The organism is Arthrobacter sp. 10N43 (assembly GCF_056394525.1).
In genome coordinates this window covers 376,243-397,736 of sequence record NZ_JBFTIA010000002.1, presented here as the reverse complement: position 1 = coordinate 397,736, position 21,494 = coordinate 376,243, and the positions used below count along the sequence as shown (strand labels likewise).

The following is a 21,494-nucleotide window of genomic DNA, read 5'->3' as shown; positions in this document are numbered from 1 at the left end:
TGCGCTTACTCGCCCGAGGCCCAGTCGCGCTGGACCGGTTCGGCGTCGTCCGGCGTTCCCTCAAACAGCCCACTCAGGGCTTTCAACGCCGTGAGGTGTTCCATCAGGGCCAGTTCCGGGCGGCCGGGATGCGCAGCCATATGCTGGCGAAGCAGCTCCCGGGCCCGGCCGTGTTCCGGGGCGGTGTCGGCGAGGACGGCATCGATGATCCTGGCGGCCTGATGTTGGATTCCGGCGGCAGAAGCGGCATGCTCCGCACCGGATCTCAGTCCGTCTGGACCCTGTTCTTCGGGGCGTCCTGGCGTGGACGAGGGCTCCACCGACATGGCTATTCCTTTGTTCATCGTTCCGGCTGAGCCCGGAACCGGTCTGCCGCCTTCTCCCCATCCCGGGTCAGGGACCCGGATCCAAAGACGGACCACCGAGACAAACGATACAACGACGCCGGGCGGGCAACCTTAACATGAGCGAAGTTTTCGCCAAGGTGATGCACAAGTCGGGGTTTGGACCCACCGAGGCAGCACGTGGATTGGTCATCTCCCCGAAAAGACCCGGAAATACTTGCCGGGTAGCCTCGCACCAAGGAAGCCTTTCGAAAGGTAGTGCGTCATGCGTGTTGGACTGATCCGGGTGATGACGACGTCGGACCGACGCCTGCTCCACGCCCACGGGAAACTCCTGCAGGAGGCATTCGGATTTACCGTCACCTCCCGCTGCATTCCGGACCAGCCGTCCGGAGTCTACGACCAGGCGTCGCTGGAATCTGCGGCACCGAAAGTAGTCCAGCTGGCCCGGGAAATGGCGGGGGCCGCCGACGCCCTGATTGTCAGCTGTGCGTCCGACCCCGGGCTGGCCGCCACCAGGGCGGCCGTGGATATCCCGGTCATCGGGGCGGGCTCCGCTGCCGCGGCCGCCGCACTGACCTTTGGCGGACGGATCGGTGTCCTGGGACTCGGCGCCCATGTGCCGGGCCCCATCTCGGACACGCTGGGTGACCGCATGCTGCTCATAGACGGGGCCGGGCGCGTTGAAACACCCGACGAGTTCCTCATGCCGGCCGGGATCTTCGACGCACTCGCCGCTGCCCACATGCTGGTTGACGCCGGCGCCGACGTCATAGTGCAGGCCAGTACTGGCCTGAGCAGCATCGGCATGGCGGACGTGCTCCGCCGCCGGCTGGGGGTTCCGGTCATCGACGCCGTGACGGCAGCCGGTTCCATGCTGGTCGCGGCGGTGGTTGCCCGGGAGCTTCAGGCTGTTTGAGTTCGGCAGCGGCGCGCCGTCGGCCAGGAACAAGACAGCCCCGCGCCCTTTTGGGGTGCGGGGCTGTCGGGTAGCTCGAGCCGGTCCTACTTGTAGACGCGGACCCAGTCGACCTGCATCTGTGAAGGCTTGGTGGCCGATCCGTCAGGGAACCAATCCAGCTGCAACGTCTGGTGCATGCCCACGGAGGGCAGGTGCGCGGGGTTCGTGTCGGAGAAGGTCTTCACGCCGTCGATGTAGCCGGTGATGCCGGACGGGGTCCACTCCACGGCGTAGTTGTGCCACTGCGTGGTGTCGATCGTCTTGGCCGCGGTGGTCTGGAAGTTCGAGCCGCCGCAGGCGTAGTGCAGGAAGAACTTCATCTGCGCGGTGTTGGTGCTGCCCTCGGCGTAATCAATCTCTGCGCAGTTGGGGGACGTGTTGTTGTTGGGCCACAGGATCAGCACGGGGTGGTACTTCGGGTCCCGGGCGCTGGTCCGCATGCGCGTCTCCCACTTGCCGTATTTCTGCTGAGCAAACTTGGCCGACATGCCGCCAGTGGTGCCGGCCGAGTCGCCGCTGACCGTGGCCACGCCATTGGCAACAGACCACGCCTGCGGGCTACGTGCGCCCTTGCCTGAATGACCGGACCCCTTGAAGACGCTCCACTTCGTGGAATCGGGGGCGCCGGCCTTGGTGAACTCGTCGCCCGCAACAACCGCACCCCAGCCGCGCGCCGTGGCGGCCTGCGAGCCATCGCCTGTCGCGGCGACGGCGGCCTGAGCAGCAACCGGAGCGGCTTGGGCAGCAACCGGCGCCGCGGCCGGAGCGGGCTTCGCGGTCGACGCCGACCCCGCAGCGGGTGCCGCCTGGGCGCCAGCGCCGACGGTCGGAGCTTCTGGTGCCGCGGGCGCGACGGCGGCCGACGCTGCCGCTTCAACTCCGGCAGCCGCCGGCGCGGCTGAGGCACTGCTGACGGGTTTGGCGGCAGACCGCGTCGCCGCCGCCTGAGGGCTGGTGGCCGCCGAGGACGTGGAAGCGGCGGCGTGGCCCGAAGGCTGGGTAGCCGGGGAAGCGGCTGCGGCTTCGGCCGTGGGCGCGGCGCTGCACCCGGTCAAGGACAGCGCACCCAAGGTCAGCGCGATGGCGACCTTGTTGAGCTGCTGGTTCTTGGGCTGTGCTTTTTTGAACGGTGTTTGCTTAAACAACGGACCCCTCCGGGCTTGGTGACTGGCACACACAACCGTCGCAGCCAGGGCGTCGGCGAGTGCTGGAAGCTTCATCCGGCCCGTGCCTCAAGAGCATGGGCGAGCAGACGCCGAACGGCGCAACCGGGGCCGGCATATGGGCGTCCGGGGCCCTGCATTCGGGCCGGGCCTTCACGGCCAGTCGCTTACGTTACCGGAACGTTACCTAGGTCGCAAACCTCCCAACCACCTCCCGGCACGGGGACGCACGGCCGCCTTCCGCAGGCTGCCGGCGCCCCCGAGGCCCCGCCGCTACAAACCGTCGCTACAGACAGCTGGGCTGATATGCCGGGTTGCCCGGGTGGCCGGCCGGCTGCCCAAGGGCGTCGGAGACGAGACGCTGGGTGACCGGGTCGTTGGGGGCCTGGTCATGGTCAATTACATCGGCCGGGCACTTATCTTGGATCGTGATGTTGGTAACCCGCCCGGCCGGGCCGGTGAGGAATTGGCTGGAGTACGGGGTCACCACCTCGTCGTGCGTCGTGGAGATTACCGTATACGCGGGACCGGTAACGGTGTCGCCAATGGAGTTGAGCTTGGTGAGGAATGGTGAACCTGCCTGCTGGTCGGCGCAGGCCTGGCAATTGGACCCTCCCACTGAAGTCGCCGGCGGAACGTCGCCCGGCGCGGGGGTGATCAGCCCGCGGGTGCCGTGGTTGGACGGCGCGATGCCCACGAGGTGGTTCACCTTGCTAGCTCCGCCAAGGAATCCAAGGTAGTAGCGCGGCATCATGCCGCCCTGGCTGTGGCCCACGAGATCAACCTTGGCCGCACCCGTCGAGGTCAGCACCTTATCAACGAAAGGGGCGAGCTGCCGGGCCGAGTCTGCGACCGGCCCGGTGGCGTCGATGCCGTTGGTGGCACCGTAGTTCAGCGCGTAAACGCAGTAGCCCTGGTTCTTGAGTGCCGGCGACATCGTGGCCCAGTTTTTTGCCATGCTCTCAAAGGTCCCCGGTACCAGGATTACCGGGTAGGGGTGGGCTGCCGAGGGCTTGCAGGTCCAGTCGTTGGCGCCCGGTGGCGAAACGTCGGTGGTAGCGGCCTGGGCTGCCGGCATGCCCATCAGGGCTGCGGAAGCCAGCGCCAGGGTTGTGGTTGCCAGCGCGGCGAGTGCTGCGGGCGTTCTGGGGTAGGACACGGAGTACCTCTTCGGTTGGACGCGTCATCGGTGACGGTCTGTGTGATGGGAAGTGAGGTAGGGGATCAGCCCCGTAGTGATCCGGCTCACTTCTATCACTTCATGCTAGGAAGGGCGTTCCGCAGATATCGCTTCTTTGCACGTTCGTGCAGGCTTTTATGGTGGGACTGCTGCCAGTGGGGCTAATTGGTCAGACTGCTGCACAATTGTGCATAAGTACGGCGCGGCGGGGCGTGCAGCCTGCATCCGCCCTTGCTCGCTTCACTCTCCAGGCGGGAAATCGTAGGAGGCCTGGATCTTCGCCGGCGCGGTGCCGTAGGACAGGACGATCTCGTCGTGCGCCTTCAGAGGCAGGTCCCGGATCCCGGCGTTGTACTTCTCGCCGTTCACGTAGAGGGTCCAGCCGTCCAGCGGACCCGTTCCAGTGCCCGGGGCGCCGCTGCCACCGAGGACACCCCATTCCGTGAGGAGTTGCCCGAGGCTAAAGACCTGGCCCGCGGTGGGGGATTCGATGTGCACCACGCCTGTGGTGTCGTGGGTGTGCAGCGCCGAGATGCCGTTGGCCCTGTGGTCGGGTCCCGCCGTTATGCCGATGTTGGCCGGCACCGCGACAGGCTTGCCGTCTTTCAGCACGTCCAGATGCGCGTGATAGTGGTCCACGTTGCCCTCCGCCGTCAGCACCGCGAGACCGGCCTGGGCGATCCGACCCGGCGCCCCCGCGATGTCCAGCGCAAAATCCGGGGCCGGCGCCGCGGATGTCGCGGGAGACTCAGGCGGCGGTGCGGTAGAGGGTGCAGTAGACGGCCCGGGGCCAGCGCACGCTGCCACCGCCAGCGTCATGGCGGAGAGTGCGGCGGCGAGTGTCAGCTTGGTGTGCATGGTTGCGTGAACCGCTTTCGATCGGAGACTTGCCATATCAGTCTAGGCAGATAAGCCCGGCCGGCCGATCAAGGCGAAGATGCCCCGCGTTTCCACCCCGAGCCGGGAGGGGAAAGAATGGACGCGTGAGTGATGCTGGCGAATTCATTGACCTCGCACTGCAGCGTGAGGGTTCCTGGCGCCGTGCCGACGAGCTGCAGTCCCGGCTGGAACAGGAGCCGGGAGGCCGTGGACTCCGGTACTACGGTGCCTCCGTGGGTGCCGTGCGCGGGACCGTCAGGGATGCCGGCCGCCGCTATCCCGGGCTGTCCCGCGATGAGATCACGGCGCTGAGTTCCGAACTGTGGGGCTCGCAGCTGTCCACGGCGCCGGTTTTCGAGCGCCGCCTGGCCGCCGTGGTGCTGCTGCAGGCCAATGTGAAGCTGCTGACCAACACCGACCTCACCCGGCTGGAGGGCTTCATCCGGGAGGCGCGGCTGCGGGACCTCGTGGATCCGCTCGCCGTCGACGTCGTCGGGCCCCTGGTGGACGGGCTCGACGTCCTGGCCAGGGTGCGGGCCGACAGCGTGCTGGACCGCTGGGTGCGCGAGCCCGATACCTGGCTGCGCCGGGCCGCGCTGCTCTCGCCGTTGCTGGCGCTGCGCTCCGGGGCGGGGGACTGGGACCGGTTCATCCGTCACGCCACCGCGGTGCTCGGCGAGCCTTCCGGGACGTTCGACGCCGACGACGACGCCGGTGCGGTCCGGGAAGCGGTGTTCCACGTCCGCGCCGAGATGGCCAAGAGGCGACCCGAGCTGCAATTCACACCCGTGGGGTGACTCCCGGAACCCTCCGTCCGGCACGGCAGGACGGTGCCGTCTGGCGGACGCCCAGCCCGTGGCCGCGTTCAGTCTTTCGGCCCTCCCGGCCCTCCCGGTCCGCTTGGTCCACTTGGTCCTACGGCGCTGCCGGTATCGCCGGACCTGCCGCCGGCTTTTGCGGGCAGGGAGAAACCCCTGGCGGCCCGTGACCCGGCGACGGCGCTCGCGGCTATGGTGACCAGCGCGCCCACCAGCAGGGCCGCGGCCTCGCCCGGGAGCAGGACCTGGAGCTGCGTCCCGATGCTCGCCGCCGCGGCAGGTATGCCGAGTTGAGCCGCCGACAGCACTCCGAGGGGCAGCGGGAGCCCCAGTACCACCAGGGAGGCGTGCGTCAACAGGGCGCCGACGCCCAGCGCCACACCGAGGGCGATCATGTCCGGATGTCCGGCCAGGTCCTTGAGGGTCAGTGATGCGCCCAGCCAGACGAAGAACAGTGGCCCAAGGAAGCCGTCGCTGAGGGCGAACAGTTGCCGGGCCAACCGCCTCGGTTCGCCGACGGCGGCCACCGCCAGGCCGAGGGAAAAGCCTGCCAACATCACGGACACGTTGCTCCACGTCGCGACCGCGGCCAGGGCGAAGAGAACCACCAGCTGGATCCGCAGCTCGAGGGCAAACTTGCGGCTTTCGGAAAGTCGGTGCATGCGCCCGTTGATTCCCCTGCGATCGAGCCAGCGCAGTACGACAAAGAGAACCACCGCGCAGCCGGTCACCGTGAGCACGCCCAGCGCCGCCCGGAGCGCGTGCGGCGGGTCCACCATGAGCGGCAGCGCCACTATGCAGGCTACGTCCGCGATGGCCACCTGCGCGGTCATGGAGATGACATGGGGTCCGCCGAGGCGGAGGGAATCGATGATCGGCAGGACCAGCGCGGCTGAGGAGGATGCCAGCAGGACGGCGTAGAGGGGAGCATGTCCAGTCCCGAAGAGCAGGCCTATGCCGGTTCCGACCGCCACCGCTGCCGCCGCGCCCGCAGCGGCGCGGCGGGAACCACTGCCGAGGGCGGAGCGGATCTGCGGATCCCGCACGGGAACATGGGTTCCGGCCACAAACATCATCAGCGCAAACCCGATATTGGCCAGCAGGCTGAACGTCGGGTCCGCCGGATCAACCAGGGCCAGGCCCGAGCGCCCGATCACGATGCCGGCCAGCAGTTCGCCCAGCACTACCGGCAAGTGCCAGCGCACCGGCAGCGCCAGGAGCGGGCCGGCCAGTGCGACGACGGCGATCAGCGCCAGGGACAGGAACGTCACGGCTCACCGCCCCGGACCTGCCCGGGGTCTGACCGGCGCTCCACCACGGCGTAGGCCTTTCCCTCCAGGAAGGCCCAGTCATTGACAACCATGTAGCCTAGCGAGTCCACCCGGTCATTGAGGACGTGTTCGTCGAAGCCCCTGTCACGAGGTTCCGCATCCCAGGTGGCCACATGGACGTCCCGGCCGTCCAGGATCAGCAGCTCGGTATTGACGTCGAAATCCTCCTTGGGCTGGCTGCTCAACTGGCAGATGGCGACACACAGGCTGTTCATTTCGGGCCTCCGCTTCGAGGTGGTGCTGATGGCATCATCCTACGTTCGGATGCGGCCTCGCCCCATGGGCAACGGACGGACGGCACTGTGGCCTCCGTTACCTGAATGTGACATTGGCGTGCGGTTCGCGTTACGGTGGTTAGGTGCCTGTTTCTCCGATACAGGCGCTCCCCAGCCGATTGCCTAACTCTGCCGCGGCCCCGGGGGTAACTCGCATCGACGCCGGCAGAGACGGGGAAACCACTTTTGGCCTGCTGACACGCAGGTCTTGGGGTGAAGCCGCACAGCGCCCGTCATGACGGGCCCGGGAGTGCGGCCGGGTGACTCCCATCCGAATCCGACAGCTCACCTCGCAGGCATTGGGAGAGGCTACATCCATGTCTTCAATCAGTACTTTTGCGCGCCATAGCGCCATTCTCGCCGCCGCCTCCGGGCTGGTGCTGACGGGCTCGATGGCCGCCAACGCCGCCTCGACACCCGTGCAGCGGGACTCCGCTCCGGCCTCCAAGGTGGACGTAGCGGGACAGGTCAGCGCCCCCGTCAACGCCGATTCCAGCGTCAAGATCAGCTTCGACCGCCCCGCGGTGGCTTCCGTCGCCGCGCCGGTCATCGAACAGCCTGTTGCCGCGGCACCGGCTCCCGCAGCTGCCCCGGCGGCAGCGCCGGCAGCAGCACCTAAGGCAACAGTGCAGGTGCAGGCGGCACCCGCCGCCGCACCGGCCGCGGCCCCCGCCGGCGGACGCAACGCCATCATGCTCTCCGCCGCCTACAGCCAGGTGGGCATCACCCAGGACTGCACGGCCATGGTCGAAAAGGCCCTTGGCGCGGCAGGCAAGCCGGTTGGTGACATCGGTCCCCGGGCGTTCCTTGGCCTCGGAACCATTGTTGGCACCCCGCAGCCTGGCGACATGGTGGTCCAGTCCGGCCACGTTGGCATCTACGCCGGCAACGGCCAGGTGGTCAGTGGTGGCATGAACGGTAAGAACCAGACGATGGTCCACCCGCTGTCCTGGCTCACCGCGACCGGTGGCGTGACTTTCGTCCGCGCCTAATCTAGCGCTCCTATTCCTGTAGGGGCCAAACAGCCCTCCCGGGGCCAGGCAACCCGGAAAGACCGGCGATCGATTTCCTTTGGGGGCAATCGATCGCCGGTCTCTTCTGCGTCTGCCGTCCTATCTGCCAGCATTCCCGTGGCTGTCTAGGGGCACACCACTTCAGGCATTACCGCTTCAGGCATTACCGCTTCCGGCCAGCGGAAGCGTCATCTTCATGACCGTTCCCTCGGCTCCAGTCGCAGCCACCTCGACGGCGCCGCCAGCGGCGACGGCGATCTCCCGGACCAAAGCCAGGCCGATGCCAAAGCTCCGCTGTCCGTGCGAGCCGCCGGTGCTGGCGGTCCGGACGAAGCGGTCAAAGATCCGGGCCTGGTCCACGCCGGTAATCCCGGTTCCTGTGTCCGCGACGGTGATCACTGCGCTGTTCTGCTCGATCGAGGTCCTGATGGTCACCCGGCCGCCCGGAGGAGTGTGGGCGAGGGCATTGTCCGCCAGGGCCAGCACGGCACGGCGCAGCGCGTTCTTCTCGATGCGGGCCAACGGCCGGGCGTCGGCGGAGAAATCCATGCGGACCTCGCGCTGGTCTGCCACCAATTGGAGGCTGCCGGCGACGCCTGCGGCGGCGTCGGCCAGATCGGCAGGGGGTGCGGAGCGGTCCGGGGCGTCCGCCGTCGCGGCGAGCAGCAGTTCGTTGACAATGCCGGTCAGCGTCGCAGCGTCCTCCCGGATCCGGGCCAGGTCCTGGCTTTGCCTGGAGCCGGGCACCGTGTTGCGCTGGGCGAGTTGGATCCTGGTGTCCAGGATGGTCAAGGGTGTTCGCAATTCGTGGCTTGCGTCCTGGACGAAGCGCCGTTGCCGGGCCAGGGCATCACCGAGGGGGCGGATGGCGCTGCGCGCGCTGAGCCACCCGAGAGTGCCGGCCAGCAGGATTCCCGCCACCCCGGCGATGACCATGGCTTCGAGGAGATCCTTGGAATCCAGGTACGCGTAGGCCGTCCCCGCCGCTGCCGAGCCGGGCACTTCAGGATGGGCCAGCTGATTCATGAGGTAGAGCGCCGTGGCGGCGAGGAGGCCGAGGACCATGACTGCGCACGCGGCGCTGATCCGCAGCGCGACTTTGAGCGAGGCTTTGCGCAGTATCGAGTGGTCCGGGTTTCCGCTGGAGATCCCGCCGTTATTCATGAGCGTCGCCAATCTGGTAACCGACGCCGTGAACCGTACGGATGACGGCCTTGGAAATCTTCCGGCGCAGGTGATGAACATAGGTATCGATCACGCCGGGCTGGTCCGAGGCGTGGAAGTACGCCGCGAGGAGCTCGTCCCGGGTGAACACGCGGCCGGGTTCCGCTGCCAGGGCTGCCAGCAGCTGGCATTCTTTCGCGGTCAGCGCCACCGTGCGCCCGTAGACGGACCGGACGGAGCGCTGCGTCGGGTCCAGTTCCCAGTCCCCGATCATCACCTGAGCCGGGGCCGGAGAAGGGAAAGTGCGCGTCAGGGCGCGCAGGCGGGCGGCCAGTTCGCCGGCGTCGAAGGGCTTGGTCACGTAGTCGTTGGCCCCCGCGTCCAGGCCCCTGACCTTCTCGTCGGCGTCGCCCAGGGCGGTCAGGATCAGGATGGGCGTGGCAATGCCTTTCGACCGCAGCGCTGCGATGAGGGCGATGCCGTCCATCACGGGCAGCCCGCGGTCGATCACCATGACGTCCCAGGCCCCGGTCAGCCCGTGGTGGAGGCCATCACGGCCGTTGGTGACCAATTGGACCCGGTAGTCCGGATCGAGGAGCTCGGCGATGAGCGGCCCCAGGACGGCATCGTCCTCGACGAGCAGCAGGGACGGGCGGTCAGCGGTTCTCATGCCAGCTATTCTTCCGCGGCCATTTCCACAGTCCGCAGTCCGTCGTCTGTTGCCTCCGCCGTGTCGCCCGCAGTGGCGTCTGCTGTGGCGTCGGCGCGCCGAATGTTGCGGCGGCGCTTGAGGAAATGCACGACCCCCGGCACCACCGAGACCAGGACCATGGCGACGGCGATGACGTCGATATTGCGGGCGATGATGTCAAAGTGTCCCAGCCAGGTGCCCAGCATCGTCACGGAGACGGACCATGCCACCGCGCCAATGACGTTCCAGAGGGTGAAGTACTTGTACTCATAGCGCGCGATCCCGGCGGTCAGCGGAGCAAACGTCCTGACCATGGGGACGAAGCGGGCCAGCACGACGGCGGCGCCGCCGTGGCGGCGGAAGAAGTCTTCCGTGGAGGTCAGGTGTGCTGTCTTCAGGATGCGGGCATCGTCCTTGAACCACCGCCGGCCAAATTTCCGCCCCAGCATATAACCGACCTGGTCCCCGGCGACGGCAGCCGCGGTGACGACGCCGATCAGCACCGGCAACGTCACGTGCAGCTGCTGGTGCAGCAGGCCTGCGGTGAACAGCAACGAGTCCCCGGGCAGAAAGGGAAAAAGCACGCCCGATTCGATGAAGACCATGAGCGCGATGACACCCAAGGCGGCCGGGCCCAGCCCGGCGAGCAGGCTTGCCGGGTCCAGCAGCGAGGGTGTCCCGGCGGCGTGGGCGGCCGGAAGGAGGGCAAAAACGTCCACAGCGTGCATTCTCAGTTCCTCTCAGTCTTCAGCGACCGCACGGTGGAAGGGGCGCGACGCCGGGCCGCCAGCCAGGGCGTCACAACGTTCCAGAGTCCCGTGAGCAGGACAACTGCGGCGCTCGTGGCCAGAAATGAAGCTGCCACATCGGTGGGGTAGTGGACACCGATGTACAGCCGCGACCAGGCGACGACGAGTGCCAGCGCAGCCGCACCGAACGCGGTGATTTTGGCCCAGCGGGTTCCGCGGGCCAGGAAGAAGAGCGCGAAACCAACGGCCACCGCACAGGACACATGGCCGCTCGGGAAACTGTCCGAGCCCGTTTCCGGAGCCAGGGGATCGAACAGCAGGGCGGGGTTTGGCCGCTGGCGGGCCACGATGATCTTGAAGATTTCACTGGCCACCCAGCCGGAAATTGCCACGAGCCCGAACGCTACCGCCTTGAGCAGGCCGCCGCGGAAGAGCCAGATGCACAGAGCTGCGGCGCCGATCAGTGCGAGGCCCACCACCGGACCAAAGACGACATTCAGCGCCATCGCCACGGCGGTCAGGGCCGGGGAGTGATGCTGGCTGAGGTCCTGGTCCACTCCGATCTCCGTGGCGCTAAAGCCCGGCGTCAGCTGCGCCCCCAAGCCCAGTGCCAGGACGGCAGCGGACAGCAGGACGCCCCACAGCAGCCAATGGCGGATGTGGGGGAGGGCCCACAGCTGCGGCTCCGCGGCGGGACGCGTAACGTCGCGGCGGTGCGGTGCTTCGGGGTTTGGTGCTGCGCTAGTTGGTGCTGCGCTGTTTGGTGCTGCGCTGTTTGGTGCTGCGCTGTTTGGTGCTGCATCGCGTTCAAGGCGTCTAACAGGGACGGGTCCAGTCATGGGAACCTCCGGGTCGGGACAACGGGCGCCCGAAAAGGCACCGACTCCCACTCTCCCGCCAGGCGTTTAAGAAACGCTTAAGAAAGAACCGGCCCCCGGCTAGGGGGCGTAGCGCAGCAGCGTCACGCCGTTGCCAAAAGTGTGCGTCTCCAGCAGCCGGAGCTGGGCCCTGCTGCCTGCATCCTTGAACATGGGCCTGCCCCGTCCAATCAGAACCGGTTGGACGTACACCCAGTATTCGTCGATCAGCCCGAGCCGCCGGAACGTATCGCCCAGGTCCGCCCCGCCGACCGCCATGTCCCCGCCCGGCTGCGACTTCAGGGCCAGGACTTCTTCCGGCACTACCTCCCGGACCACAGTTGCGTTCGGGCCGGCCGTGGTCAGAGTCCGGGAGTAGACGAACTTGGGCATGTCCCGCCAGATGCGGGCGAAGTCGGCCATCACTGGACTGATGTCGGGGTCCTCGTCCGCGGTCGGCCAGTAGCCTTCCATCAGTTCGTATGTGACGCGGCCCTCCAGGAAGGCGCCCATGGGGGCCAGCTTTTCGTTCATGTGGCGGTGCAATTCTTCGTCCACCATGTGCCAGCTGATGTCGCGGTCCGGCCCCTCGAAGAATCCGTCAAGTGACACCTGCATGACCATGACGATTTTTCGCATCTTCGCTCCTCGGTTTTCTCCAGAGTACGCCGCGGCTTTAGCGCGCTGACCTGCAACGGAGAATTTTTCCGGGCAGGAATCAGGTTTGATGGCCCAGTTTTTCCCAAGAGCCGGCTCTTGTGCGGGATGCCGGGACCGTGCACAATGCAGGAACTCTATGGCCCCACCGCGGTCCATCACCTTTCGGGGGAGGAATGATGCCGGCGCACGATTCCGCGCAGATGCCCGGGGCAGGTCCGGATGACTGAACCGCCGCCACGCCACTATGGGTCCGGCGGCCACCGCGCGGACGACGGATCGCAGGCCGGATCCCGGCCCGTACGACCACACAAGTGGAGGTTCCGCCCGCAGCACCTGACGGCGGCCGCCGTCGCGGTTGCTCTTGTGGCTGCCGGCAGCGTTTTTGCGACCGTCCAGGCGGGGGTGCCAACCGATTTGGCGGCAGCCGCGGCCACGCCTGGTGCCACCGCAGCTGGGACCGCCGCAGATGTGAACGTCGTAGCGTCCCCCTTGACCGCGCCCCGTGGATCTGCGCCGTCTGACCTTCCCGCGCCTGCGGGTGCTTCACCGGTTGCAAGCCCCGCCCCGGCGGCTGTGGCCCAAGCACCGGCCGCGACGAAGCCGGCTGAACTGCCTGCCGCCGTCGTCGCGGTGCCGGCCATCGGCCCCGAACTCGACGCCCAGATCAGCGGGATCATCCAGGCCAACAGCGCGTATGCGCTGGGGGTGTCATTGATCGATCTTTCGGACGGCGTGGTCCACGGCTACGGGGTCCAGGAAAAGTTTGTGGCGGCCAGTACGGCCAAGATCCTCGCCGCGTCGGCCTACTACCACCTGGTCGAGACCGGGCGGGCCTCACTGGCCGCTCCGCTGGGTGGCTCGACCGCAGGGGCCCAGATCCGGCAGATGGTCCAGCAAAGCAACAACGATTCATGGACGCTGATCCTGCGTGCGGTCGGCCAGCGGGGTATCACGGACTACGCGGCCTCGATCGAGATCACGTACGACTTTACGGTGAACCTGCTGACCCCCGCAGAAATGGCCCGGACCCTCCAGCTGCTCTACACCGGGGAGCTGCTCAACCCGGCTCACACCGCCCAGCTCCTGTCCTACATGCAGAACACCAACTTCGAGACGCTGATACCTCCGGCAGTTCCGCCGGGCGTCGGGGTTTTTCACAAGTACGGGCTGCTGTTTGGAAACCTCCACGATTCCAGTGTCCTGGTCAAGGACGGCCGGGCCTTCGTGTTCGTCGTGTACACCTGCGGCAAGAACTACTCGGACATGGGCCCGCGGACCCGGATCATCCAGGAACTCACCCGGACCGTGACCGCCGCGTTGTTCTGAGAGTGCCCGCGGCCTTCAGGACCGGCCACAGGATCCGGTGGACCTTTCGGTCGCTCTTTCCGTGGTGCCGTACACGTCAGGGCTCACTTGGTAGCCGTGGCGGTCCTGCGCCAGCGCCCGATTGTCGTCGGCGGCCAGGGCAGACTCATCCAGCGTCGTGATGGAGGTGAGGTCCAGGGATTCCTGGCTGTCCCCACCGGAAGCCGTTACCTTGAAACTGCCCTCCCCGGCGCGGTAGTACTTCTGCTGGTGACCGGCCGCCGCTCCCTCGAGGGGGTTGAACTCGTCGACCTTGAGGATGTTGGCCTTCTTGCTGACCACCTGCCCGCAGTCCAGGAAATCAATGGAGGGTGCTGACCCCTCTGTATAGGTACCAAATTCCTTGGAGGGGTGCGCCAGCATGGCAATGCCGGCCCGGGCCTTCGCGACTCCTGCGATGAATGTGCTGGGGGCGCCGGCAAATTTTCCGGATTCAAACTCCTCCGGATACTCGCCAAACAGCCAGACCGCGCCCTTCCTGGTCTGGGCGAAGAAGGCCAGTTCGGATTCTTCCAGGGCACCGTCGGAGTAGTCGCGGTCCCACAGGACTACCGCGCGGACTCCATCCACCACTTTGGTCAGGCCCGTGACGATGGACACCACACGGTGGGTGTGGACCTCCGGCGGGCTCGTGGTGAGGTCTGTGACCTTGCCGGTGAACTCGGAGCGGGTTCCCGGTTTCATGGGCAGCCAGGTGTTGTCCACCTCCGGATCGTGAGGGAACAGATCAGCACGGAAGTCGGGGAGTGAGCCCGGTCCGCAGTCGCTCGCGGCACCGGCCGGTGCGGTGCCGGCCGGTGCCGTCCCGGCCTGTGCGGTGCCGGCCGTGACGAGTGACAGCGGCAGTGCTACGAGACAACTGAGAACGGCAATGCTCTTGCGGAACATCGGATTTTCCTTTAAGGCGTTCCGGTGCGGACTCTGGCCGCGGTCAGACGGTCACCGGCCCGGCGGCTGCGCGTTCCCGCTCACGAGTCTTCTTCGACTTGGCGAATCGGAGGTAGAGCGAGGGAACGATGAACAGGTTCAGCAGGGTGGAGGTGATCAGGCCGCCCAGGATCACAACGGCCATGGGGTGTTCGATTTCATGGCCCGGGATATTGCCCATGACAACCAGGGGCACTAGGGCCAGGCCGGTGGCCAGGGTGGTCATAAGAATCGGCGACAGCCGCTCGGCCGCCCCCCGCATCACCAAGGCCCGGCCAAAAGTCTCGCCTTCATAGGTTTCCAGATGCTGGCAGTGGTTGATCAGCAGGATACCGTTGCGCGCGGCGATCCCCATCACCGTAAGGAAGCCAACCAGGGACCCCAGGGACAGGACCCCGCCGGTCATGTAGGCGGCAATGACCCCGCCCACCAGGGCTACCGGCAGCGTGAGCAGCGACAGGACTGCCAGTCGCCAGCTCCGGAAGGACGCCTGCAGCAGCAGGAGGATCAGGACAAGTGCCGCCGCGGAGTAGATCATCAGACGGTTCGTCGCCGCCTCGCGCTCGGTGTATTCGCCCAGCAGCTGCACGCTGTAGCCGGTCGGCAGATCCATGGTGGCCAGCCGCGACTTCAGCTCACTGGCCACGGTTCCCAGGTCTGCTCCATCGGCCAGGAAGGACCCCACCTCCACACGGCGGGAACCGTTCGTGCGGTCGATCTGGTTCGGCGTCGCCTGCAGGCTCACGTCCGCGACGTCGGCGAGCCGCACCCGCGTTCCACTGGGGGTGTCGATGGGCAGGTCCTCGATGCTGGTGATGGAGGATCGGGTGGCCGGGGTGCTCCAGACCTGGACGTCGTAAGCCCGGCCGTCCCGGAAGACGTCGCCGACTTCCTCGCCCGCCACGAGCGTCGCGGCCGCGCGCCGGACGTCACCCGGTTTGAGGCCGTACTTCTGCGCCGCGGCCAGGTTGACCGTGACGGCGATCTGGGGGACTTCCACTTCAAGGGAGACATGCGGGTTATGGGTGCCCTGGATCGAGTCCATGATGGTCTTGACCCGCTGAGCCTGTTCCCGGAGGACGTTGAGATCGTCTCCGTAGACCCGGACCAGTATGGGATCGCTGGCGCCGGTGATGACCTCTTCGATCCGCTCCTTCAGATACGTCTGGACGTCACGGTGCAGCCCCGGGTATCCCTTGACTACTTCCTCCACAGCGGCCACCGTCTCGTCGTAGTCGGCGTGGCGGTCGATGCTGATCCAGTGTTCGCCGGCGTTGACACCGACGATCTCGTCCGCGGCGAATGCCTGCCCGATATGCGTGCCGCAGTTCAGGACGCCGGGGACCTTCAGGAATTCCTCACAGCCACGCTGGGAGATCCTGAACTCTTCCGCGGCCGAGGTTCCCGGTTCCGCGATCCAGTGCATCAGGAAGTCCCGCTCCTTGAACGTGGGGAACAGGGACGAGCCCATCAGGGGAGCGAGAACAAGGCCCACCACCGCCAGCACGCCAAAGCCTGCGTAGCCGAGCCGGGGCCGGTTCATGGCCTTGGAGAGGGCAGCGTGGTAGCCGCGTTTGAGCACGCGGACCAGCGGCGCGTCGCGTTCTTGCAGTTTGGCGTTGCCCAGCAGAATCAGCGCGAGGGCCGGCGTCACGGTCAGCGCCACGAGCATGGAGGCCAGGACAGCCAGTGTGTAAGAGACGGCCAGGGGCCGGAAGAAGACGCCGGTCAGCCCGTCGAGGAAGAAGATCGGCACCGCGGCGACCACAATGATCAGGGTCGCGTAGACGATCGGGCTCCGCATCTCCAGGGAGGCCTTCAAGACCACCGATGCGGACGATTCGTCACTGCCTTCGGCGCGTCTCTGCCGGAGCCGGCGCATGATGTTCTCGACGTCGATGATCGCGTCATCGACCACGACGCCGACGGCGATGACCAGCCCCGCGAGCACCATCGTGTTAATCGCACTGGAGGTGTAGTAGAGCACCAGGGCCGCGGTGAGCAGGGACAACGGAATGGCGACGATGCTGATCAGGGCCGTGCGCCACTGGAAGAGGAACGCCACAAGGATCATGACAACCAGCAGGCAGCCCAGCAGCAGCGCAATGCTGAGGTTGGAGATCGCCTCCTCAACAAAGCTGGCGGGCCGGAAGATCGTGGTGTCGAAGTTGATGCCACTCAGGCCCGGCTGCAGCTCGTGGAGAGCCTCCTCCACGCCCTTGGTCACGTCGAGCGTGTTGCCCCACGGCAGCTTCTCGACGATCAACATGAGCCCGTGCCCGTTGTTGATCACGGCGTCACCGATCAGTGGCTGATGGTCCTCAACAACCTGGGCCACATCGCCCAGATGCAGTGCGACCCCGTCCTTTTCCCGGATGGTCACCTGGGCCAGATCAGCGGGCGTCTGGATCGGCTGGACGTGGCGGATCCCCATTCTCTGGGTCGGGCTGTCGATGAAGCCGCCCGTTCCGATGAACCGGCCAGGCGAGTATTTCAGCAGCCCGGCGTCGAGAGCGCCGGCAGTGACTTCCATCACCTGGTTGAGGGAGACGTTCTGGGCCTTGAGCTTGTCCGGTTCCACCTGGACCTGAAGCATCTGGAGCCGCTCGCCCCAGATGGCCACATTGGCCACGCCGGGCACCCGCAGCAGCCGGGCCCGGATGGTCCAGTAGGAGAGCATGGACATTTCGATGAGCGAATGTTCCGAGGACGTCATGCCGATCTTCATCACGCGGCTGGTCGCGGACAGCGGCTGGAGCATCACCGGCGGTGCCGCCCAGGTGGGCAGCGCCGCGGTTACCGAGGCCATCCGTTCCGAGACGAGCTGGCGGGCGTTGAGCAGGTCAGTGCCCTGATGGAAGAGCAGCACGATCGAGGACAGCTGGGGCACGGACTTGGACCGTATCTCGTCCAGGCCGGGCATCCCGCTCACCGCGGCCTCGATCGGCACGCTGACGAGCTCTTCGACTTCCTGGGCGGTCAACCCGAGGCACGCTGTCTGGATTTCCACCCGTGGCGGGGCGAATTCCGGGAAGACATCCACAGACGCGGAACCGAGCTGCAGGGAACCGAGCAGCATCACGGCGCACGCGAGGGCAACAACGACCGTCTTGAAACGGAGGCTGATCCCGATGAGCCAGCGCATGTCACTCGGCCGTATCAAATTCGGTGCCGAGAAGTTCCTCCGCACCTGTGGTGACCACTACGGTCCCGGCCGGCGGCCCGTCCGTCAGGACGGCGACGTCGCCGTTGATGCGCTGGACCGTGATCGATTGGCGGACATAGACCCGCGGTTCAGGGTTGGCATAGACCCACGCCTTGCCCGAACTGTCGTAGAGTACGGCCCCGTAGGGGACAGTGAGCTTTCCGGTTTGGGGATCCGTGGCAATCACCGCTGTCGCGATCCCGACCCGTTCGATCGCGTGCTCGGTGAGGGTGAGCCGGTGAAGGTCCGTGCCGGGGACTTCGGCGATCGCCGCCGGTTCGCCCTCGGACGGTGCGGCCGCCGGCGCCTGGGCGCAGCCTGCGACCCCGAATGCCATGAATACGGTCACGAACGCTGCAATGATGACTCCCGCGGCCTTGTTGCCCCGCGGCGATGGTATGGAGTTCATGACGCATCCTGGCTTTCAGTCCGTGCAGCTTTGCCCTGGCCGCTCCGCGCGCTGGGTGCTTCCTTCGGCTCGAACCGAAGCAGGACAGCAGGCACAACAAACAGGGTGAAGAAGGTTGTTGTCAGCAGGCCGCCCCAGATGATCACGGCGAGCGGCAGGATAATTTCAGTTCCGACCACGCCACCCAGAAGGACCAGGGGCAGCAGCGCCAGGGCTGTAATCACGGTCGACATCAGGACGGGTCCCAGTCTCTCCTTGGTTCCGCGGACCACCAGCGCCGGCCACGGCGCCGAAGCGTCCGTTGCCCGCAGGCTCCGGACCTGGCCTGTCAGCAGGAGGGCGCCGCGGACGGCGATTCCCAGCACCGCGGCGAAGGCGACCAGGGCCACAAGGGAGTTGATTCCGCCCGTGGCCTGGGCGGCCAGCACGCCACCGGACAATGCCAGGATCAGGCCCAGGAAGAGCGGGGCGGCGAGCCGCCAGCTCCCCGTCGCCGTCTGCAGCAACACCAGGATGCCGGCCGCGGCGACCGCCGCGAGCAGCCATAGCCACTGGTAGTTGCTTTGCTGCTGGGCGTACTGGGCGAGGACCTCCGCGTGGTAGGAAATCGGGAACTGCATCTGCTGCAGGGCCGTGTTGATGTCCTTCTGGATGTCGTCCAGCGGGCGGCCCTGGATCTCGGCCTTCACATCGACGCGCCGGGAGGTGTCATCGTGCAGGATCACGGACTCGTTGCCCACCATGGTCACTTGCGCGATGTCGCCGAGGCGGGCGTGCCCGCCGCTGGGGGTGTCGATGATCAGGTTGCGGACGCTGTCCAGGCTGCTGTGCGTGGCAGCATTGCCCTTGACGATGACCGAGAAGACCTTCTGCTGTTCGTAGAGGTTGCCGACTTCGATGCCCTGCAGCAAAGCGGCCGCCGCGCGCCGTACATCACCGGGGACGACCCCGGCCTTTTGGGCAGCGGCGAGGTCCACCTTGACCTCGGCGATCGGCTGTTCGGGGGGCAGGTCGATGTGGGGATTGACCACACCGGCTGTGTGCTCAAGAATCTGCTTCACCTCCCCGGCCTTCTGCCGCAGGATCGCCGGGTCCAGGCCAAAGACCCGGACGGCAAAGCCGCTGTCCGCTTCTTCCCGGATCTGGTCGATGCGTTCCTGCGGGTACGTGGAGACTTTGCTGGTCAGGCCGGCATAGCCGGCGATCACGCGGTCGACGGCGGCGGCCGTGTCGGCGTAGGACGCGTCGGGGGCCACCGTCACCCAGAGCTCGCCGGAGCTGACGTCACCGACCTGGTCCGAGGTGATCGCACGCCCGATGTGTCCTCCGACGTTGGCAACGCCCTGCACCGAGCGCAGTTCCGTGGCTGCGGCCTCGGTGATCCGGCTCATTTCCTGGTCCGACGTGCCGGCCATGGCGCTCCAGTGCACCACCAGGGTCTTGTCAGCCAGCACCGGCACCACGGGCTGTGTCCCGGCCAGCTGGGGTGCTAGGGCCAGTCCGGCCAGCGCAACCACCGCCGCCGCGGCGAATACCCACCGCGTCTTTCGCATGAGGCGCGTCACGGCCCGGCCGTACGCGCCTTGCAGCCGCGCCAGGGAACGGCGTTCCGGAGCCTTGGAACCGACCGGAAGGACGAACGCGAGTGCAGCCGTGACCGTCAATGCCACGATCATCGAGACGACCAGCGCGAGCAGGTAGCTCTGGACCAAAGGTCCGAACAGGGCGCCGTTCTCACCGGCAATGAAGAACGCAGGCACGACGGCCAGCGCCATGATCAGCAGCGAGTACAGGATTGGCGTGCGGGCTGCCCGCAGGGCGCCAGGGATCACTGAGTCGCGGCGGGCCTGGTCCTGGGCCGGTGCCTGGCCGGTCTCGGGTCTGCCGTCCCCGGATGCGGTATCTGCCCCAGCGGATGCCCTGGCGGCGGCACTGCGTGCCCGGGCAATGCCGTTCAGGTCTTCGGCAACGTCGCCTACCATGACGGCCAGGGCCAGCACCATGCCGGCCAGGACCATGGTGTTCATCCCGGTGCCGCGCAGATCGAGCACAAGCGCTGCCGCGGTCAGCGACACGGGAATCGTGATCAGGCTGATCAGCGCCGTCCGCCACGAACGGAAGAACGCGCCAAACATGGCAACGATCAGCAGCAGTGAGATCAGCGCAGCGACGCCGAGCGTCCCGACCTCTTCGTCGATGAACGACGCCTGCCGGTAGACGCTGGTATCGACCGTGACTCCGGGCAAGCCGGGCTGGAGCTCCTGGAGGACCTCGTCAACGCCCCGGGTCACGTCCATCGTGTTGGTCTCCGGGAACTTCTCGATCACCAGCAGCAGCTCGGCTTCGTTGCCGAGCAGCGCGTCGCCGATCAGGGGTTGGTGGTCGGTGGATACCGTGGCCACGTCCTTAAGCAGGAGATGGCCGGCCGGCCCCTGGAGGGGAACCTGTCCCAGGTCCTCCGGCGTGGTGATTGGCAGGACGTGCTGGACGCCGATCCGCTGGTGGCCTGTTTCGAAGAAGCCGCCGGTGCCCGGCGTCGATGCCTCAAGGTAGCTCAATGGCGAAACCCAGACGGAGTTGCCGGTTGTCTTGATGACTTCGTCAAGCGTGACGCCCTTGGCCTCGAGCTGCGCCGGATCCACCAGGACTTGAAGCTGCTGGTCGCGAAGGCCCCAGATCGCCACGTTCGCGACGCCGGGAACGGCAAGGAGTCCGGGTTTCATCGTCCAGCGGGCCAGGACGGACATGTCGATCGCCGACATGTTCTTGGATGTCAGCCGGACCATCATGACCCGGCTGGTCGAGGACAGCGGCTGCATGAGCACTGGAGCCGCCGAAACATTGGGCAGAGCGCGGGCCTGCGTCAGCCGTTCAGAGACGAGCTGGCGTGCCCGCAAGATATCGGTCCCCGGCTTGAAAACCATCTGGATCGACGACAGGCCTGGAACGGACTTGGACCTGATCGCCTCAACCCAGGCCACCCCGTTCAGCAGGTCGGCCTCCATGGGGGAGGTGATGAGTTGCTCAACCTCGGCGGCCGAGAGTCCCAGGGCTTCAGTCTGGATCTCCACCTGCGGCGGGGCGAATTCCGGGAAGGCGTCCACGGACATGCTCGGCAGGTTGGTGAGCCCCAGGGCAAGGATTCCTGCCGCGGCGGCCAGCACCAGGAGCCGGAACTGCAGAGTCCAGCGGACGATTGCGGCCATCATGGCCGGTACCCCGCTGGTCCCACAGTGCTGCCCGGGCTGGCGGAGTGAATATCAGGGCGTCGGCGTCGCCTGTGGCCGGGGCCGACGGGCCCGGTCAACGAGGGGAGCCGGCGGCGCGATGGGGCCGCGGAACCGATCTCCGTGAAAAGGGTGCTTAACGCTTTTGCTGCTTGGCAAAATGCCCGGTTGGTATTCACGGCGCGGCTCCTCAATCCAATGCCATAGCGCCCCCCAGCCGTCAAGAGTCATAATGATCTTCGGGCACGCAGGCGTCAATAGGGATACAGGTGATCG

Annotated in this window: 19 protein-coding genes and 1 riboswitch; of the genes, 4 read left to right on the top strand and 15 right to left on the bottom strand. The window is 66.7% G+C overall.

The annotated features are described in order from the left end of the window. Positions 1–5: 5 nt before the first annotated feature. A complete protein-coding gene (locus AC1DDO_RS04440) occupies positions 6–326 on the bottom strand; it encodes a hypothetical protein (RefSeq protein WP_476869410.1) in 321 nt (106 codons plus the stop codon). A gap of 283 nt (positions 327–609) precedes the next feature. On the opposite strand from AC1DDO_RS04440, the gene AC1DDO_RS04435 reads away from it, so the two are divergent. Next, entirely contained in the window at positions 610–1,263 is a 654-nt protein-coding gene (locus AC1DDO_RS04435; protein ID WP_476869411.1) for an aspartate/glutamate racemase family protein, read from the top strand. Between the two features lie 86 nt (positions 1,264–1,349). Here the strand turns inward: AC1DDO_RS04435 and AC1DDO_RS04430 are convergent, their stop codons facing one another. From AC1DDO_RS04430 to AC1DDO_RS04420, 3 genes are all read right to left on the bottom strand, one after another. After that, positions 1,350–2,450: a glycoside hydrolase family 16 protein gene (locus tag AC1DDO_RS04430; protein ID WP_476971502.1), complete on the bottom strand. Its 1,101-nt coding sequence runs from the start codon at positions 2,448–2,450 to the stop codon at positions 1,350–1,352. 304 nt (positions 2,451–2,754) lie between these two features. Further along, positions 2,755–3,552 carry an esterase/lipase family protein gene (locus AC1DDO_RS04425; RefSeq protein WP_476971560.1) on the bottom strand — a complete coding sequence of 266 codons (798 nt, stop codon included), beginning with the start codon at positions 3,550–3,552 and terminating at the stop codon, positions 2,755–2,757. 336 nt (positions 3,553–3,888) lie between these two features. Then, the gene (locus tag AC1DDO_RS04420) at positions 3,889–4,506 is read right to left on the bottom strand and encodes a DUF4430 domain-containing protein (protein WP_476971501.1); all 618 of its coding nucleotides are present in this window, start codon (positions 4,504–4,506) and stop codon (positions 3,889–3,891) included. Positions 4,507–4,631: 125 nt separating this feature from the next. Here AC1DDO_RS04420 and AC1DDO_RS04415 point away from each other — a divergent pair, with 125 nt between their 5' ends. Then, positions 4,632–5,324 (top strand): DNA alkylation repair protein, encoded by a 693-nt coding sequence (locus tag AC1DDO_RS04415; RefSeq protein WP_476971500.1) that lies wholly within the window; start codon positions 4,632–4,634, stop codon positions 5,322–5,324. Positions 5,325–5,392: 68 nt separating this feature from the next. Here AC1DDO_RS04415 and AC1DDO_RS04410 read toward each other — a convergent pair whose 3' ends face one another. Continuing rightward, positions 5,393–6,616: a cation:proton antiporter gene (locus tag AC1DDO_RS04410; protein ID WP_476971499.1), complete on the bottom strand. Its 1,224-nt coding sequence runs from the start codon at positions 6,614–6,616 to the stop codon at positions 5,393–5,395. Continuing rightward, the gene (locus tag AC1DDO_RS04405; RefSeq protein ID WP_476971498.1) at positions 6,613–6,891 is read right to left on the bottom strand and encodes a hypothetical protein; all 279 of its coding nucleotides are present in this window, start codon (positions 6,889–6,891) and stop codon (positions 6,613–6,615) included. Before AC1DDO_RS04405 ends, AC1DDO_RS04410 begins: the two co-directional genes overlap by 4 nt. A gap of 173 nt (positions 6,892–7,064) precedes the next feature. Next, a riboswitch (cyclic di-AMP (ydaO/yuaA leader) is annotated at positions 7,065–7,264 on the top strand. 4 nt (positions 7,265–7,268) lie between these two features. Here AC1DDO_RS04405 and AC1DDO_RS04400 point away from each other — a divergent pair. Further along, positions 7,269–7,943 (top strand): hypothetical protein, encoded by a 675-nt coding sequence (locus AC1DDO_RS04400; RefSeq protein WP_476971497.1) that lies wholly within the window; start codon positions 7,269–7,271, stop codon positions 7,941–7,943. Positions 7,944–8,120: 177 nt separating this feature from the next. Here the strand turns inward: AC1DDO_RS04400 and AC1DDO_RS04395 are convergent, their stop codons facing one another. The 5 genes from AC1DDO_RS04395 to AC1DDO_RS04375 form a co-directional block, all read right to left on the bottom strand. Next, a complete protein-coding gene (locus AC1DDO_RS04395; protein WP_476869673.1) occupies positions 8,121–9,128 on the bottom strand; it encodes a sensor histidine kinase in 1,008 nt (335 codons plus the stop codon). Further along, positions 9,121–9,798, bottom strand: coding sequence for a response regulator transcription factor (locus AC1DDO_RS04390; protein WP_476971496.1), 678 nt, complete (start codon positions 9,796–9,798; stop codon positions 9,121–9,123). The genes AC1DDO_RS04395 and AC1DDO_RS04390 overlap by 8 nt, the downstream gene beginning before the upstream one ends. A 5-nt stretch (positions 9,799–9,803) precedes the next feature. Then, entirely contained in the window at positions 9,804–10,547 is a 744-nt protein-coding gene (locus AC1DDO_RS04385; protein WP_476971495.1) for a DedA family protein, read from the bottom strand. A gap of 2 nt (positions 10,548–10,549) precedes the next feature. Continuing rightward, entirely contained in the window at positions 10,550–11,407 is an 858-nt protein-coding gene (locus tag AC1DDO_RS04380) for a phosphatase PAP2 family protein (RefSeq protein WP_476971494.1), read from the bottom strand. Between the two features lie 99 nt (positions 11,408–11,506). After that, a complete protein-coding gene (locus AC1DDO_RS04375) occupies positions 11,507–12,064 on the bottom strand; it encodes a dihydrofolate reductase family protein (protein WP_476869669.1) in 558 nt (185 codons plus the stop codon). A gap of 594 nt (positions 12,065–12,658) precedes the next feature. On the opposite strand from AC1DDO_RS04375, the gene AC1DDO_RS04370 reads away from it, so the two are divergent. Continuing rightward, positions 12,659–13,411, top strand: a complete 753-nt coding sequence (locus AC1DDO_RS04370; RefSeq protein ID WP_476971493.1) for a serine hydrolase — start codon at positions 12,659–12,661, stop codon at positions 13,409–13,411. 15 nt (positions 13,412–13,426) lie between these two features. Here AC1DDO_RS04370 and AC1DDO_RS04365 read toward each other — a convergent pair whose 3' ends face one another. From AC1DDO_RS04365 to AC1DDO_RS04350, 4 genes are read right to left on the bottom strand one after another with little or no spacing between them, the layout of a single operon-like run. After that, on the bottom strand, positions 13,427–14,338 hold the full coding sequence (locus AC1DDO_RS04365) for a hypothetical protein (protein WP_476971492.1): 912 nt from the start codon (positions 14,336–14,338) through the stop codon (positions 13,427–13,429). A 43-nt stretch (positions 14,339–14,381) separates the two neighbouring features. Beyond that, a complete protein-coding gene (locus AC1DDO_RS04360) occupies positions 14,382–17,522 on the bottom strand; it encodes an efflux RND transporter permease subunit (RefSeq protein WP_476971491.1) in 3,141 nt (1,046 codons plus the stop codon). Position 17,523: 1 nt separating this feature from the next. Further along, positions 17,524–17,991: a hypothetical protein gene (locus tag AC1DDO_RS04355; protein WP_476869665.1), complete on the bottom strand. Its 468-nt coding sequence runs from the start codon at positions 17,989–17,991 to the stop codon at positions 17,524–17,526. Continuing rightward, positions 17,988–21,200 (bottom strand): efflux RND transporter permease subunit, encoded by a 3,213-nt coding sequence (locus tag AC1DDO_RS04350; protein WP_476869664.1) that lies wholly within the window; start codon positions 21,198–21,200, stop codon positions 17,988–17,990. The genes AC1DDO_RS04355 and AC1DDO_RS04350 overlap by 4 nt, the downstream gene beginning before the upstream one ends. Positions 21,201–21,494: the final 294 nt, after the last annotated feature.

Bases quoted from the DNA above. Each gene is read 5' to 3' on its own strand.
- AC1DDO_RS04440 (WP_476869410.1), bottom strand. From the start codon at position 326: ATGTCGGTGGAGCCCTCGTCCACGCCAGGACGCCCCGAAGAACAGGGT.
- AC1DDO_RS04435 (WP_476869411.1), top strand. From the start codon at position 610: ATGCGTGTTGGACTGATCCGGGTGATGACGACGTCGGACCGACGCCTG.
- AC1DDO_RS04425 (WP_476971560.1), bottom strand. From the start codon at position 3,552: ATGGGCATGCCGGCAGCCCAGGCCGCTACCACCGACGTTTCGCCACCG.
- AC1DDO_RS04420 (WP_476971501.1), bottom strand. From the start codon at position 4,506: ATGCACACCAAGCTGACACTCGCCGCCGCACTCTCCGCCATGACGCTG.
- AC1DDO_RS04405 (WP_476971498.1), bottom strand. From the start codon at position 6,891: ATGAACAGCCTGTGTGTCGCCATCTGCCAGTTGAGCAGCCAGCCCAAG.
- AC1DDO_RS04400 (WP_476971497.1), top strand. From the start codon at position 7,269: ATGTCTTCAATCAGTACTTTTGCGCGCCATAGCGCCATTCTCGCCGCC.
- AC1DDO_RS04395 (WP_476869673.1), bottom strand. From the start codon at position 9,128: ATGAATAACGGCGGGATCTCCAGCGGAAACCCGGACCACTCGATACTG.
- AC1DDO_RS04390 (WP_476971496.1), bottom strand. From the start codon at position 9,798: ATGAGAACCGCTGACCGCCCGTCCCTGCTGCTCGTCGAGGACGATGCC.
- AC1DDO_RS04385 (WP_476971495.1), bottom strand. From the start codon at position 10,547: ATGCACGCTGTGGACGTTTTTGCCCTCCTTCCGGCCGCCCACGCCGCC.
- AC1DDO_RS04380 (WP_476971494.1), bottom strand. From the start codon at position 11,407: ATGACTGGACCCGTCCCTGTTAGACGCCTTGAACGCGATGCAGCACCA.
- AC1DDO_RS04375 (WP_476869669.1), bottom strand. From the start codon at position 12,064: ATGCGAAAAATCGTCATGGTCATGCAGGTGTCACTTGACGGATTCTTC.
- AC1DDO_RS04365 (WP_476971492.1), bottom strand. From the start codon at position 14,338: ATGTTCCGCAAGAGCATTGCCGTTCTCAGTTGTCTCGTAGCACTGCCG.
- AC1DDO_RS04360 (WP_476971491.1), bottom strand. From the start codon at position 17,522: ATGCGCTGGCTCATCGGGATCAGCCTCCGTTTCAAGACGGTCGTTGTT.
- AC1DDO_RS04355 (WP_476869665.1), bottom strand. From the start codon at position 17,991: ATGAACTCCATACCATCGCCGCGGGGCAACAAGGCCGCGGGAGTCATC.
- AC1DDO_RS04350 (WP_476869664.1), bottom strand. From the start codon at position 21,200: ATGATGGCCGCAATCGTCCGCTGGACTCTGCAGTTCCGGCTCCTGGTG.